The organism is Salinibacterium sp. SWN248, assembly GCF_015864575.1.
Classification (GTDB): Bacteria; Actinomycetota; Actinomycetes; order Actinomycetales; family Microbacteriaceae; genus Rhodoglobus.
The window spans coordinates 165,021-179,241 of sequence record NZ_JADYWW010000003.1; the positions used below are offsets into that span (position 1 = coordinate 165,021).

Sequence of the window (14,221 nt, forward strand, 5' to 3'; positions counted from 1 at the left end):
CCCTACGCTATGAGCGTGGTCAACTTCCGATGGTGTGGGATCTACGTCGCGGTGGCGATTGTGCACGTCGTGAGCCTTCTCGCGGGCTGGGACGCAGTGGCCAACCCCAGCAAATTTCTCCTCATGCCGACGCTCGGCGTGGGGGTCATTCTCGCGACCGCGCGCGGGTTTCGGTGGCCCGACTACGCCTTTATCGGTGCACTCACTCTGGCCTGGGTCGGCGATATTTTTGTAGCGGATGCCGCAAGCTCAAGCTTCATCATTGGGCTTGCGGCATTTCTCGCCGCCCACGCGGTGTACCTCGTGCTGTTCCTGAGGGCCGTGCGTTCCCGCCGAGTTCCGTGGGCTACCGCAGTCCTCCTCGTGTGGTGGGTGGGATTGCTCGTCGTGCTGCGGGCTGACCTTGGGTCATTTTTTGTGCCACTCGCGGCCTACGGGGCCGTGTTGGCGGCATCCACTGCCTCAGCGTTCGCGACCACTCGGCTCATCGCAACCGGAGCGGTGTTATTTTTGGCGTCTGACACCGCGCTTGCCTGGGCACTTTTTGCACCAGCAGCGGTGTGGTGGCAGTCAGATGCTCTCATCATGACGCTCTATACCGGTGGTCAGCTTCTGATCGCGGTTGGCTTTGTTGCGGCACGAAGAGGCTCGCGGAACACTGCTAGCGTATCCGGGTGACTCCCGAGCCCTCCGAGCCTTCTGTGAACCGACGCGTCGCCGTCGTCCCTGTGGTCGTCGGGGTCGCTCTGTTAGTGGTCTTCGCCGTTGTCTTGACCGTCGTCGTTACCTTGGCGGCGGCATCGACTAACGAGGAGCCGGCGATTCCGGTTGCCGCGTCGTCCTCGTCCGCACCATCGCTCGAACCACGCGCTCCGGAGCCTGAGTCGACCGTGGTTGCGCCTGCCGGTGAATCGAGTGGCAACGAGTGTGTCGATTTCACGCGTGAGGTTGCGTCGCTCGATATCGAGTCGGTTTTGGTGGCGCAATCGGACCGGGAGGAGGTCGCGATCGAGTTTTCTCTCACAGCACCGGTCGATCAGAATTCATCCCAGCTCGGGATCTATGCGGAGACTGCTGACGGTGAGCGTGCCTACCAATTCTTAGTGGAGTTGGATGATGGCGAAATCGACGAGGTCTCGGCCTATGAGCTCTACCGCGACGACAGCGACAGCCTCGACACTGACGACGCCGAAGTTGATGGCTCCACTGTTCGCTTCCTTGTTCCGCGCTCGATCGGCAAAAAACTCGGCGATGACTGGTCATGGTTTGCGTTTAGCGCGGCCGGCGAATCGACAATTGATACGTGCCCGGGAACACCGGATGCACCGGAGTACCTAATTTTCGGTCGCTAGCGGCCCGTGCTCCTCGCAGAGCTATCAATCGGTAACGAGTGGGCGGAGAGTTGCTCTCTAACCCGTCGCCGAGTTCCTGCGGCGTGATGGCACCGGCTAACGCGCGATGCACGCCCCGCTAGAAACGGTGCTCGTCAGGTCTGCAGCGTTGTCTACTACCGGTTGAACGGCATCCAGCGTGAGAGCGTAACCGACATTATTTTGTTCGGTGCTGCTGCCGAAAATGGTGCCGACGAACTCTCCATCGAGGGTGAGAAGCGGGCCGCCTGAATTGCCAGGATTTACCTGACCGGCGAGGGTGTAAACCTCCCGCGGCGCAGCTCCATCCCCATAAATATCGGGACTTTCAAACGTGCTGATGTGCTGCACGAGAGCGGCATGGGTGCTGAACGGACCGCCGTAGGGGTAGCCCTGGATCGCCGTGCTCGTTCCGGGGCGAGCGGTGACGCCGAGGCGCAATGGATCGAGGCTCAATCCGGGAACGGCGAGTACAGCGAGGTCGTTGACGGAGTCGAAGTACACGATGGTGCTAGGCAACACTTGACCGTTCAGCGCCTCCACGACGGGGTCTGTAGTGCCCGAGATCACGTGCGCGTTTGTCATCACACGCTCAGGGGCGATGACAAACCCGCTGCCGGTTTGACCCTGACCGCAGGCGTACGCGTTTCCGGTAATCCGTACGACCGATTGTGCAGCGGCCGCCAGTGCTGGACTGTCGGAGTCGATCGTCGGGATCAGAGCATTGGGGTCGCCGAGAGGGGAGCCGAGCAGGGGCAGAGCTTGTTCGGTGAGCACTGTTCGCCAGCGGGCGATGCTCGCTTCGACGACATCGGGGGTGATGTCTTGAATCGTTCGGATGACCGCAGAGGAGGCAATGGTGCGCGAGAGAACCGGCAGCCCAAGTTGGGCAGCACTGAAGCTCACTGTCGAGATCACGAGGGCCGCAACGACGCCGATCACCAGGCCACCAACCGCGCGGTTGGCTCCACGCAAGGCGCTGGTCTGGATTTCTACGTGGATTGCTTTGCCCGCAGCAACTCCCACAGCGTGGCCAAGGGCAACAAGCCCGATGGCAACAGAGATCGCAACTATCGCCCGCAGCTGGGGGAGAGCGACGAGCTGGGATGCTGCCGGGGCGAGCATCGTGGCAAAAAAGATGCCGACACCAACGCCTGCGATCACAAAGATGCCGCGAGTGAGTCCGATGACAAGGCCATAGATGACATACCCCAGCAGAACTACTACGAGGAGTAGATCGAGCAAGGGCGCCACGTTCATGGACTCAGCCTAAACTGCGTCGGCGCGTGACGTGTCGAGTTGGGCGAAAGCGAGACGCCAGATATTCTCTGACAGAACGATGTTGGGGGATCCGGTGAGCGAGTCAGCACACGAAGACCAAGCTCCGGCGACCCCAACGCTCGATCGCGGCTTTGGCGCTGCGATGGCTGCATGTCTCCGAGCGCAAGCTGATCATGAACCACGCACCTGGTTTCGGGCCCTTCGCGGAACGAGCCCGTTGTCTCCGGAAGCGAAGGATCTGTACCAGCACGGAGTCGGCGAGCTGGAGTCGGCAGTGGCGCTTGCCGCGCTGGGATCCGACTGGATGGTCGCGCACTCCGATGACGATCACGATCAGAGCGTGGGCGCCGACCACCTGGTGTTAGGCCCGGCCGGTGCCTTTATCGTGTGCAGCCGACGGCATCCGGGGGACAGAATTGTCACTGCGGGACGCATGATTTTGGTGAATGGTCACCGTGCCGCCTACGTGCGCGATGCAACAACTCGTGCGGTGCAATTGTCGGAAGAGTTTGTGCAACGAGGCGCGGCCGATGTCGCTGTGCGGCCGATCGTGGCGCTCACCGGCGCATCCGATCTCATCCGTGGCCGGTCGAAAGCACCGGTACCCGTGCTTGCTCTCGGCGAGCTAGCCGGCTGGTTGATCCGCCATGAAGCGGTGTATTCGCGTGCTCAAGTCGCGGCTCTCGTGCCGGTGGCTGGCCGCCTCGCGGGCTGGCAGGTTCGCCCTGCCGTCACGGGTGCGAGCGTTCGACTCACGGCACGATTCGAACGATTGCGAACAGAAGTGGATGCCGCCCGCCGGCGCTCGCGGCTGTGGATCGTCTTCGGGGCAGCGGTTGCCCTCGCGGCTACCGTCACAATGCTGGCGTTCGCGATTCCCGCTGTCTTTGCGCTCTTCTCGGGATAGTTCTGCCGGAGCATCCATTCTGCTAAGCTTTCAAGGTTGCCGTCTAACGGCCGCGGATAAAGAGAGCTCGCGCATTCAGCTATGAGCACCGCGCAACGACTAGAGAGGGGATTACCTAATGGCACTTGAAGCAAGTATCAAGAAGGCGATCATCGAAGAATACGCAACCCACCCAGGTGACACGGGATCCCCCGAGGTCCAGATCGCGATGATGACTCGTCGCATCCTCGACCTCACGGAGCACCTCAAGATGCACAAGCACGACCACCACTCACGTCGTGGACTGCTTCTTCTTGTTGGTCAGCGTCGCCGTCTGCTGGGTTACCTGCAGAACGTTGACATCACGCGTTACCGTACGCTGATCGAGAAGCTGGGACTGCGTCGCTAGTCGATTCGTCACACTTGCCAAAGGCCGTCATCGCAATGCGATGGCGGCCTTTGTTGTTTCCTGCAGAGGTAGTGCGGTCCGACGAATGAGCTGCACTGCGTAGCGGCTGGACCCCGTGCGAGTTTCGTCAGTAATGAGCTGCACCGTTTAAACGGAATGGGGTCGGGCGAACCGTGCGGTTAGCCCGACCCCATTCGGTCGGTCGAGAGTGCTCCCTAGGCGGTGGTGGCTGTGGCGCTTTCTGCGTCGGTCTTGGGCTTGCGCGGCAGCGTCAGCAGGGTGGTGAGGCTCACGGCGATCATGAGGATCGCGCCGATCGCGACGAGCGAGAAAACGCCCGCAGCGGGAAGCACGAACATGGCAACACCAGCGGCCATCGAGACGATTCCACTAACCCAGCCAAACCAGCGGGGGTGGATGGTGCCGCGAACGCCGCCGACGAGGTCAACGATCCCTTCGAGAATCCAACCGATTCCGATGACGAGCGCGAGTGCGATGAGTGACTGGAAGGGGTTGGCAAGGCACAGGATGCCGGCAATGACGACGAGGAGTCCCAGGAGGCCGGTCGTCCAGCGCATCGGGGAGTCGAGGTTGTTGGCAACGAAGGCTGCGGTGACGCGGTACATGCCGGAGGCAATGAGGTAGATACCGAAGAGCACCGCGATGGTGAGCAACGTGGCGCCGGGGAACAGCAGGCCGATCACTCCCAGGACGAGTCCGATGACGGCCACCGCCATGAGTTGACCACGGTGCACGCGCAGCAAGCCGGGAAGAAGATCATTCACCGAAGTGGTTGGCGGTGTCGTGCTGTCAGACGAGCTCATGAGGGTCCTTATCCAGAGTTGTCAAGTGGTGCCTTACTCTCTCATTCTCCCAGTTCGATTGCCCCGGTGTGCAACTGCGACGCACCCATTAGGCTCGAACCATGTCGCGTCGTGTTACTTATTCTCAGCTCGGTGGGCCTGAAGTGCTCACGATTTCCGAAGTCTCTGAACCTCATGCGGGCGAAGGTGAGGTGCGAGTGCGGGTGAAGTTCGCCGGCATCAATCCCTTTGACTCGAAGGTTTTCAGGGGTGCAGCAACGGCTGCTCCTCAAGATGTGCAGTTTCCGAGTGGCAACGGCAACGATTTTGCCGGTGTCGTTGACGAGATTGGCACTGGAGTTGATCGATGGGCCGTCGGGGATGACGTTCTCGGTGGCAAGGGCTTCAGCGGTCAAGCTGATTTCGTTGTCGTTCCCGCCGACAAGCTCGTCCGAAAGCCCAGCGATCTCAGTTGGGAACAGGCCGGTGGCCTCGACATTGTCGGGCGCACCGCGTGGGCGAGTGTCGAAGCAATCGATCTGACACCCGCCGATACCGTCTTGGTGAGCGCAGCAGCGGGCGGTGTCGGCGTTATTGCCGCTCAGCTTGCCATGCTCAAGGGTGCGAAAGTCATTGGCTCCGCCAGCGAATCGAACCACGAGTTCTTGCGTTCTCTCGGCATCCATCCGGTTCGTTACGGCGAGGGCATGGTCGAACGGATTCTGGAGATTAGTCCCGAGGGCATCACCGCGGCTCTCGACAACAACGGCCGCGAAACCGTGGATGCTGCGCTTGCGCTTGGATCACCAGCCCACCGCATTAACACGATCGCCGACTACGCCGCCATTTCCGAATACGGTACATCGGGTATCGGTGCCGCCGGTGCGACCCCCGACGACCTCGCGGCGCTCGCCGCGCTGGTTGCTGACGGCTCCGTGCAGGTGCCGATTGATTCGGTCTTCCCGTTTGAGCAGGTTTCTGAGGCCTACACGAAGCTCCTCGAGGGTCACTCCCGCGGAAAGATCGTTCTCGCGCTCTAGCGCACCACCTGGCCTAGCCACGTCCCTGCGCAGAGAGCGACAACCACTATTTTCCAGCTCCTCACCACCGGCATCATTGCGGGCATCGCCGGTTTCGCTTCGTCGTTTACCCTCGTTGTTGCTGGGCTCCAGGCCGTCGGCGCTAGTGACGCGCAAGCGGCATCCGGTCTGCTGATTCTGACCGTGATGATGGGGCTAGTCACGATCGGTTTGGCCTGGCGGTACCGGATGCCGATCACGGTGGCGTGGTCGACTCCGGGAGCAGCGCTGCTGATCGTCGCGGCGCAGGGCGATGTCGAGTTTCAGGCGGCTGTTGGCGCGTTCATTGTGTGTGGGGTGCTCATCATGGTGTGTGGCCTCGTGCCGCCACTCGGCCGCCTCATCACTCGCATTCCGCAGCCGATCGCGAGTGCGATGCTCGCGGGCATCCTGTTTCCCATTTGTCTTGCTCCGATCACGGCTTCGGTTGACTACCCGTTGCTGGGGCTACCGATGGTCGTGGTGTGGCTGATCCTGTTGAGGGTGGCGCCGCGCTGGGCTGTTCCCGGCGCGCTCGTGGCGGCGATTGTCGCGATCGCGCTCACGACCGAGGGCAGTTTATTGGGGGATGCCGCCGTCGTGCCGCAGCTCACTCCCGTCGTTCCTGTCTTCGATCCGATTCTGATCGTGAGCCTCGGCATTCCGCTGTTCATCGTGACGATGGCGGGCCAGAACGTGCCTGGCTTCACGGTGATGCGCACGTATGGCTACGCCGTTCCTGCGGGTCCAGCACTCACCGCCACGGGCGCAGCATCGGCGGCGAGCGCATTCTTCGGAGGCCACGCTCTCAATTTGGCTGCCATCACGGCAGCGCTCACGGCAAGCGAGGAGGCGCACGATGACCCGAAGCGGCGGTGGATCGCATCGGTGTCCGCTGGGGCAACCTACGTCGTGATCGGGCTGGCCGCTGGCTTCGCCACAGCGCTCGTCTCGGTAGCGCCTCCGATCGTCGTTGTTGCCATTGCGGGGCTCGCGGTCATCGGTGCTCTCATCACCTCGGTGCGCACGGCTCTGGATGCTCCCGAGCACCGCATCGCGGCCATCGCCACCTTCCTCGTTGCCGCGTCGGGCATCACCGTGATCGGAATCGGCTCCGCGTTCTGGGCGCTCATCGGGGGAGCGGTCATCATGGCGTGGCTCGGTTGGCGCCGAAAAAAGGCTCCGGCAATCGCGCCCGCTGGCCGAGAATCAACTCCGGAGGGCGCCGAGCCGACCGCCCCAGAAAAGAAACGTTAAAGTTTTTTGAGATTGCTGCATCCAAAACAGGGGTTCAGCCGGAAGTACTCCATGTAAGGCGATTTACGCCCGACCATGAGAGGACAAGAACAGTGCGAAACAAAATTTTTGCCGGTGTAGCCGCCGGAGCGATTGCCGCCGTAGGAGTCGCCATCCCCGCCAACGCCATTTCGGACACCACCGCTGACCTGTATGTTCTGCACGCTGTGCCGGGACTCACCGTCGACGTCTACGTCAACGGTGAACTCACCCTCGACGATTTCGAGCCCGGTGACCTCGCAGGCCCCCTCGACCTCCCCGCCGATACGTACACGGTCGCCATCACCGCTTCTGATGCTGCCGACGACTCGGAGCCCGCTATCGGCCCCATCGACCTCACGCTCGAAGCCAACACGAGCTACACCGCTGTTGCTCACCTCGATGAATCAGGTGACCCCACGGCCAGCCTCTTCACCAACGACCTCAGCACTGTTGCTGCGGGTGAAGGCCGCTTGACCGTTCGCCACACTGCTGCAGCCCCTGCTGTCGACGTGCTCGCCAACGATGCAGTCGCCTTCGACAACCTCAGTAACCCCGACGAAGTGAAGGCTGACCTCGCGGTCGGAACCATCTCCGCCGCTGTCGCGCTCACCGGAACCACTGACCCCGTCATTGGCCCGGCCGACGTCGAAATCGCCGAAGGTGTCAACACGATCGTGTACGCCTGGGGCAGCGCCGCAGACGACAACCTCACCCTCGCCGTGCAGACCATCGACGGTCTCCACTCGAACCCCGGTGGAGTAGACGCCGGAACCGCAGGACTCGCCGCTGACAACAACAACGGCATCCTCGTCGCCGGCCTCGGCGGCCTCGCAGCACTCCTTGCTCTCGCAGGATTCGCCGCAACTCGACTCTCCGCCGCACGCGCAGCGAAGTAGTCACCAGCACAACCTCCACAGCACGATCCAGTACGACCCAGTACAACCAGCACTCACATACCCCAGCAAGGAGAACGTCATGGCCCCGAGAATCCTAGCCCTCGCGGTCATGGCGCTTCTCCTTGCTGGCTGTGCTGCAGCCCCCGCAGAATCCATCGCCCCGGTGCCGGCACCATTGCCCACAGCAGAGATCGATGTGCCCCGCCAGTCCAGCGAACTTGCGCCGGTAGAACAGCTTGCTGCCCCGGTTCGCATTCAGATTCCCGCCGTGGGCGTGGACATCTCGATTGCTCCGGTCGGTATCCAGCCCGACGGCTTTATGGAGATCCCCGAAAACATCACCGTTGCGGGTTGGTACCAATACGGCTCTTCTCCGAGCAGCGACACAGGGTCTACTGTCATCACGGCCCATGTCGACGACTTCGTTCAAGGTCTTGGACCGTTTTCGCGACTGGCATCGATGCCAGCTCAAGCAGAAATCATTGTGACGACCGACGATGGCGTCGATCACCGCTATCAACTCGAATCGGTTCAGAACATTCAGAAGGCCCAGGTCCCACTCGACCAAGTGTTCGATCGAGACGGAGCGCCACGCATCGTCCTTCTCACCTGTGGTGGACAGTTCGACGAAAATGTGCGGCAATATTCTGACAACGTTGTAGCGATCGCTAACCCGCTATGAACGACATCCTCAACCGGAGAGCAATGACGGACAACGAAGCCGCAGACGAAGCCCGCATGACGCAGGCGTTCATCGCTGGTGACGAAGCCGCACTCGCCGAGGTCTATAAACGTTGGTCGTCGCTCGTCTTCACCCTCGCTGTTCGCTCGCTCGGCGACCGTGGCGACGCGGAGGATGTGACTCAAAAGGTTTTCGTCTCGGCCTGGACCGGGCGCTCAAGTTTCAAGCCCGAACGTTCGAGCCTCTCCGCGTGGCTCGTCGGAATCACGAAGAACAAAATTGCGGACACCCATGAGGCACGGGCTCGAATTCGTCGGCTCCAAGAAGAGTTGGCCGCCACAACATCTCGGGGAGACGCAGTCGTGCAAGACTTCGACCTAGCGGACACGCTCATGGTCGCCGACGAAATCTCTCGACTCGAACCAGATGCTCAAGCGATCATGAGATTGGCATTTTTCGACGATCTCACCCACAACCAAATAGCCGACCGCCTCGAACTACCTCTCGGAACGGTCAAGAGCCATATCCGGCGCAGTCTGCAACGGATGCGAACACGATTGGAGGCGACTTATGCGACACGTTGATCCAGAGATCCTTGCGCTGCTCGCCCTCGGTGAGCAAGTTGCCCTCCCCGAAGACAGTGTGCACGTCAGCGAGTGCGACCAGTGCCGCCGCGAAATCGAGGTTTTGTCCCGCGCCGCGATGGTTGGTCGCTCAACCTTCGACGCCGGTGAGTTGCTTCAGCCGCCCTCGCGCGTGTGGGAGCGCATCAGCGACGAACTGGCGCTGACGGCAGAAGACGCTAGTGCGACATCCGCCCCCGCTATTGGCGATGCTGACGACAGGGTGCCCAGCGACGAGCTGGCCCAGAAACGCGTCGAACGAGTCGATGTCGCGGTGGACGAGTCGACCGCAACGATTATTGCGGAAAGTGGCACCGTGCACTCTCTTGCTGAGCGCCGTCGCCGTCCGTGGATCGGCATCGTTGCTGCAGCGGCTGCCGTCGCCCTGGTCGCGAGCGCGGGAACCGCACTGTGGTCAACGTTCCGCCCGGCTGAACAGCCCACCATTCTCGCGAGCGCAACGCTCGCTGCGTTCCCCGACTGGCCAGATTCCACCGGCGAAGCAAAGCTCGAGCAACTGCCCGACGGCACGCGCGTCATTGACGTCAACTTCGATGCTCCCGCGACCGACGGCGGTTACCGCGAAGTGTGGTTGATTACGACGGATGCCACGGCTCTCGTCAGCCTCGGAATCGTCGAAGGCACGTCAGGTCAGTTCACGGTGCCCGACGGTCTCGATATCTCGAGTTATGACCTTGTGGACATCTCGGAGGAACAGTTCGACGGAAACCCGGCTCACTCCGGCGACTCCATCGTGCGAGGTCAGCTCTCCAGCGACGCGTAGCGAGCGCTGCTGAAGCGTCGGTTCGGTTCGGTTTAGTTCGGGCTCAGCTCAGTCGAACCGAGCTGTCTCCAAGCGGTGAAGGGCAAGAGCGACAGAGAGGCGTGTGCGACCGCGCGAGGTTCGCACATCGAAGCCGAGCTTCGCGCTCAACTCCTCCGCGCGCGACTGCACCGTCGAGTGGTGAAAGCCGAGCGTCGCGGCGGCGGCCCTCAAACTTTCACTCGCAGCGAGAGTGTCGAGCATCGGCAAGATGCGCGGAGTCTCGCGGATAACGACACCGAGCGATTGCAGATCGCAATTTTCGGGAGCTCCGGCGGGACTGATTTCGGCGAGCAACAACAGCGAACCAAGATCGTCGCCATAAAGCACCGGCTCATGATCGGAAGTGAGGCGCAGCGCCGTGAGTGCCGATAACCAGGAACGTATGAGATCGGAAGGGGAGGCAGCGATGCCGATGCCGGCGCGCGGAGCGGCCACGGCATCCGTGCTCAGTACGATCTCGGCGCGCACAGCACCCGCGACGGTAGTGATCACGGCAGACGGCCCGGCCGCGGCGTTCGTGGTGCTCGCCGGCTGAGTGATCACGCGATAGCGGGTCGTGGCTACCAAATGGAGAGCGTGGGCTGCGGCCTGTCGGCTCTCGGCGCTCTCTGTCGAATCGAGCAGTGTTTCGACCGGGTTGTGAACGGACTCAGCAGGCCCGGTGCGTTCGAACAGGATGCCGAGGGCGAGCGCAACTCGTTCGAGAATCATGTCGTCGTTCGCGTGGGCATTTCCGTCGCGTTCGATCCACACGGTGCTGCCACCGGTGACTGCCCGTGCTGGCCAGGACGCCGGTGTGCCCGCTTCCGGGCTGCGGCGCCCGCGCTCGTCAACGCGAAGGGTGAGAGCTGTCGAGGCAAACCCGGCGGAGCATCCGGCAAGCATGCTGGCACCGCGCAAGAGAACTTCGGCGCTCGCGTGGCCTGCGGTGAGCGCGTCGAAGTACGAGATCACCCGCAGGGTTTCGCTGGCTTCGGGATCGAGCGCTTTCAAGCGCCCGGCTAGTTCTTGCATTCTCGTTCCGCCCTCTGTGGTTCGAGCCCTACTCTATTGCGGCCTGCCCAGAACGAACAGTCGCAGTCAGGGCTCGAACCGCAGGGGCACTGGTGGCGCTGGACCCTGCTGGCTCGTTACACGCCGAGCGTGCGGCGCAACCAGTTGAGGCGAGCGTCTTGAGTGGCGATAGAGAGGGCGGCGAAAGGAGCCATGGCGTCGTAGCCGTGGAAGCCACCGGGCCAGACGTGCAGTTCGCAGTGGCCGCCCGATGCCCAGATGGTTGAGGCGTAGGCGACATCTTCGTCGCGGAATACTTCCGAGGTGCCCACGTCAATAAAGGCGGGCGGCAAGTTGCTGAGGTCCGTCGCGCGCGCGGGGGCCGCATAGATCGAGACGTCATCGGTCTTGCGGCGGTCTCCGAGCAGGGCATCCCAGCCGGTGTCATTGCTGCCGCGATCCCAGACTCCCGTGCCGTCGATCTGATAGCTCGACACCGTCTCGTTGCGGTCATCGAGCATCGGGTAGATCAGCATTTGAGCGGCGAGCGCGGGTCCCTTGCGGTCGCGCGCCAAGAGCGTCGTGCCCGCAGCAAGGCCGCCTCCAGCGCTACCGCCAGCAATAACGAGCTTCGTCGCGTCGATTTCGAGCCGTGCTGCGTTCTCCGCCGTCCACACGAGAGTTGCGTAGCAGTCCTCGACCGGAGCAGGGTCGGGATGCTCGGGAGCCAACCGGTACTCGACCGACACCACCACGGCATCCAATTCTTCGACCCAGGCGAGCATTGTCTCCATGCCGCTGAAGCGGTCGCCAATGATCATTCCGCCCCCATGCGTGTGCACGATGCCTGGCCCGGCAACGCTGTGATCGTTGCGGTGGAATATGGAGACCAGCAGGTCCCCACCGGGACCAGCGAAGGTCTCTTCGCGGTGGGTAATCGCCCGCCCTTCGAGCAAATCGGCGACGGGCGTAGCCAGCCCGGCCCGAAAAGGCTCGATCATCGCGGGAGTGAGCGTGGGCGGTAGCTGCTCGTTCACGATCGACAGCACTGCAGCCAGCTCGGCGTCGAACGGGGGAGCGGGATGAACATTGTTCGTAGTCATGAGACCTCCATTGGTCTGCGTCACGCCAGTGTGACGGCCTATCTCCACGCTAGAGCGTGGCGGCTCCGCATCAGTACCGCCAGCCATTCCACGTTCAGAGTCCCTTAACCGCCATCTGGCGGTACCGGGCCGGAATTATCGGGAAACGGCGTGGTTGAACCGGATAACTGATTCATCCAGACAGATTTTGCGAGACCGGAGCACACCATGCAGTTCGGAATTTTCACCGTGAGCGACGTCACAACTGACCCGACAAACGGCACAACGCCCAGTGAGGGCGAGCGCATCAAGGCCATCGTGACGATCGCTAAGAAGGCGGAAGAAGTCGGGCTCGATGTTTTCGCGCTGGGGGAGCACCACAACCCTCCGTTCGTCTCCTCAAGCCCCACAACGACCCTCGCGTACATCGCGGCTCAGACCGAGAAACTCATCCTGTCGACGAGTACGACCCTCATCACGACCAACGATCCCGTGAAAATCGCGGAAGACTACGCGATGCTTCAGCACCTCTCCGACGGTCGCGCCGACCTCATGATGGGCCGCGGCAACACGGGGCCGGTGTACCCGTGGTTTGGCAAGGACATTCGCGAGGGCATCCCGCTGGCCATCGAAAACTACTCGCTGCTGCACAAGTTGTGGCGCGAAGAGTTCGTCAACTGGGAGGGCAAGTACCGCACACCGCTACAGGGCTTCCAATCAACCCCGCGTCCACTGGATGGCGTGCCTCCCTTCGTCTGGCACGGGTCGATCCGCAGTCCCGAGATCGCTGAGCAAGCCGCGTTCTACGGCGACGGCTTCTTCGCCAACAACATCTTCTGGCCCAAAGAGCACTACATGCGCCTCGTGAGCTACTACCGTCAGCGTTTTGAGCACTACGGCCACGGCACCGCGGCTCAGGCCATCGTTGGTCTCGGCGGTCAGGCCTTCATGCGCAGCAACTCGCAGGCGGCCAAGGCAGAGTTCCGCCCGTACTTCGACAACGCTCCCGTGTATGGCCACGGACCGTCAATGGAAGACTTCACCGACCAGACACCGCTCGCCGTTGGCAGCCCGCAAGAGGTCATCGATAAGTATGCCGGGATGCGCGAACACTTCGGCGATTACCAGCGCCAGCTGTTCCTCATGGATCACGCTGGCCTGCCGCTCAAGACTGTTCTCGAGCAGCTCGACATTCTCGGTGAAGAGGTCGTTCCCGTCCTTCGCAAGGAGTTCGCCACCAACCGCCCAGCCGAGGTTCCGGATGCCCCCACCCACGCCTCGCTCGTCGCCAAGCGTGATGCGGCTCTCGCCGACTCCGCAGCCGACGCCCCGGCGACTGTCTAGTTTCGCGGCCCGCCGCGCATCCACACCGTCAGATCCACAGAAAGAAGCTCATCATGTCCGACGTCAAGAAGATTGCCGTCATCGCCGCTGGCCTCAGCCAGCCCTCGTCCACCCGACTACTCGCCGACCGTCTCACCGAAGCAACCGTCAACAACCTGCGCGAACGTGGTGTTGATGCCGAGGTGACCGTCATCGAGTTGCGCGACCTCGCACACGACGTGACAAACAATCTGCTCACGGGCTTTCCGAGCACGAAGCTCGATGCAGCGATCGCCGCAGTTACCGGCGCTGACGGGCTTATCGCCGTCACGCCCATCTTCACCACGAGCTACAGCGGGCTGTTCAAGTCATTCATCGACGTGCTCGACCCGCAATCACTCACGGACCTGCCTGTACTACTGGGCGCGACCGGCGGTACCGATCGGCACTCACTCGCGATCGACTATGCGATGCGACCGCTATTCAGCTACCTGCACGCCGTGGCTGTACCGACCGGCGTGTATGCGGCATCTGCCGACTGGGGTAGTGGTGCCGGTAGTGTCTCGAGCACTCTTCCGGCACGAATCACTCGTGCGGCGGGAGAACTTGCGGCGCTCGCCGCGGTCTCCGATCGTTCAGACCGCGTGATTGACCCCTTTGCGCTGCCGGAGGGCTTTAGCCCTGTCGGCAGCTTCGGGGCGCAATAACAAC

At 62.2% G+C, this 14,221-nt stretch carries 16 protein-coding genes; 12 read left to right on the forward strand and 4 right to left on the reverse strand.

From position 1 onward, the window contains the following. Positions 1 to 15: 15 nt before the first annotated feature. Both I6E73_RS14120 and I6E73_RS14125 read left to right on the forward strand, forming a co-directional pair. On the forward strand, positions 16 to 678 hold the full coding sequence (locus I6E73_RS14120) for a lysoplasmalogenase family protein (RefSeq protein WP_197108803.1): 663 nt from the start codon (positions 16 to 18) through the stop codon (positions 676 to 678). Then, positions 675 to 1,352, forward strand: a complete 678-nt coding sequence (locus tag I6E73_RS14125; protein ID WP_197126546.1) for a hypothetical protein — start codon at positions 675 to 677, stop codon at positions 1,350 to 1,352. The genes I6E73_RS14120 and I6E73_RS14125 overlap by 4 nt, the downstream gene beginning before the upstream one ends. Before the next feature lie 96 nt (positions 1,353 to 1,448). On the opposite strand, the gene I6E73_RS14130 is transcribed toward I6E73_RS14125, so the two are convergent. After that, positions 1,449 to 2,630, reverse strand: coding sequence for a MarP family serine protease (locus tag I6E73_RS14130; RefSeq protein WP_197108799.1), 1,182 nt, complete (start codon positions 2,628 to 2,630; stop codon positions 1,449 to 1,451). A gap of 94 nt (positions 2,631 to 2,724) precedes the next feature. On the opposite strand from I6E73_RS14130, the gene I6E73_RS14135 reads away from it, so the two are divergent. Both I6E73_RS14135 and rpsO read left to right on the forward strand, forming a co-directional pair. Beyond that, positions 2,725 to 3,558 (forward strand): hypothetical protein, encoded by an 834-nt coding sequence (locus tag I6E73_RS14135; RefSeq protein ID WP_197108791.1) that lies wholly within the window; start codon positions 2,725 to 2,727, stop codon positions 3,556 to 3,558. Positions 3,559 to 3,676: 118 nt separating this feature from the next. Then, complete coding sequence (gene rpsO, locus I6E73_RS14140; protein WP_009771894.1) at positions 3,677 to 3,946, forward strand: 30S ribosomal protein S15; 270 nt, start codon at positions 3,677 to 3,679, stop codon at positions 3,944 to 3,946. Positions 3,947 to 4,161: 215 nt separating this feature from the next. Here the strand turns inward: rpsO and I6E73_RS14145 are convergent, their stop codons facing one another. Continuing rightward, entirely contained in the window at positions 4,162 to 4,770 is a 609-nt protein-coding gene (locus tag I6E73_RS14145; protein ID WP_197126548.1) for an HdeD family acid-resistance protein, read from the reverse strand. Between the two features lie 101 nt (positions 4,771 to 4,871). Here I6E73_RS14145 and I6E73_RS14150 point away from each other — a divergent pair, with 101 nt between their 5' ends. The 6 genes from I6E73_RS14150 to I6E73_RS14175 all read left to right on the forward strand — a co-directional run bounded on the left by I6E73_RS14150 (position 4,872) and on the right by I6E73_RS14175 (position 10,070). Continuing rightward, on the forward strand, positions 4,872 to 5,789 hold the full coding sequence (locus I6E73_RS14150) for an NADP-dependent oxidoreductase (protein WP_197126550.1): 918 nt from the start codon (positions 4,872 to 4,874) through the stop codon (positions 5,787 to 5,789). 48 nt (positions 5,790 to 5,837) lie between these two features. After that, positions 5,838 to 7,064, forward strand: coding sequence for a benzoate/H(+) symporter BenE family transporter (locus I6E73_RS14155; RefSeq protein WP_197126632.1), 1,227 nt, complete (start codon positions 5,838 to 5,840; stop codon positions 7,062 to 7,064). 92 nt (positions 7,065 to 7,156) lie between these two features. Beyond that, positions 7,157 to 7,981, forward strand: a complete 825-nt coding sequence (locus I6E73_RS14160; RefSeq protein ID WP_197108785.1) for a DUF4397 domain-containing protein — start codon at positions 7,157 to 7,159, stop codon at positions 7,979 to 7,981. Between the two features lie 79 nt (positions 7,982 to 8,060). Then, on the forward strand, positions 8,061 to 8,663 hold the full coding sequence (locus I6E73_RS14165) for a class F sortase (protein ID WP_197126552.1): 603 nt from the start codon (positions 8,061 to 8,063) through the stop codon (positions 8,661 to 8,663). A 23-nt stretch (positions 8,664 to 8,686) separates the two neighbouring features. Then, a complete protein-coding gene (locus I6E73_RS14170; RefSeq protein ID WP_197126554.1) occupies positions 8,687 to 9,247 on the forward strand; it encodes an RNA polymerase sigma factor in 561 nt (186 codons plus the stop codon). Next, positions 9,234 to 10,070 (forward strand): anti-sigma factor, encoded by an 837-nt coding sequence (locus I6E73_RS14175; protein WP_197126556.1) that lies wholly within the window; start codon positions 9,234 to 9,236, stop codon positions 10,068 to 10,070. The genes I6E73_RS14170 and I6E73_RS14175 overlap by 14 nt, the downstream gene beginning before the upstream one ends. A 48-nt stretch (positions 10,071 to 10,118) precedes the next feature. Here the strand turns inward: I6E73_RS14175 and I6E73_RS14180 are convergent, their stop codons facing one another. Both I6E73_RS14180 and I6E73_RS14185 read right to left on the reverse strand, forming a co-directional pair. After that, the gene (locus I6E73_RS14180) at positions 10,119 to 11,126 is read right to left on the reverse strand and encodes a helix-turn-helix domain-containing protein (protein WP_197126558.1); all 1,008 of its coding nucleotides are present in this window, start codon (positions 11,124 to 11,126) and stop codon (positions 10,119 to 10,121) included. 116 nt (positions 11,127 to 11,242) lie between these two features. Further along, positions 11,243 to 12,208 (reverse strand): alpha/beta hydrolase, encoded by a 966-nt coding sequence (locus I6E73_RS14185; RefSeq protein ID WP_197126560.1) that lies wholly within the window; start codon positions 12,206 to 12,208, stop codon positions 11,243 to 11,245. 207 nt (positions 12,209 to 12,415) lie between these two features. On the opposite strand from I6E73_RS14185, the gene I6E73_RS14190 reads away from it, so the two are divergent. Both I6E73_RS14190 and I6E73_RS14195 read left to right on the forward strand, forming a co-directional pair. Beyond that, positions 12,416 to 13,531: an LLM class flavin-dependent oxidoreductase gene (locus tag I6E73_RS14190; protein ID WP_197126562.1), complete on the forward strand. Its 1,116-nt coding sequence runs from the start codon at positions 12,416 to 12,418 to the stop codon at positions 13,529 to 13,531. Between the two features lie 53 nt (positions 13,532 to 13,584). Beyond that, the gene (locus I6E73_RS14195; RefSeq protein ID WP_197126563.1) at positions 13,585 to 14,217 is read left to right on the forward strand and encodes an FMN reductase; all 633 of its coding nucleotides are present in this window, start codon (positions 13,585 to 13,587) and stop codon (positions 14,215 to 14,217) included. Positions 14,218 to 14,221 lie beyond the last annotated feature (4 nt).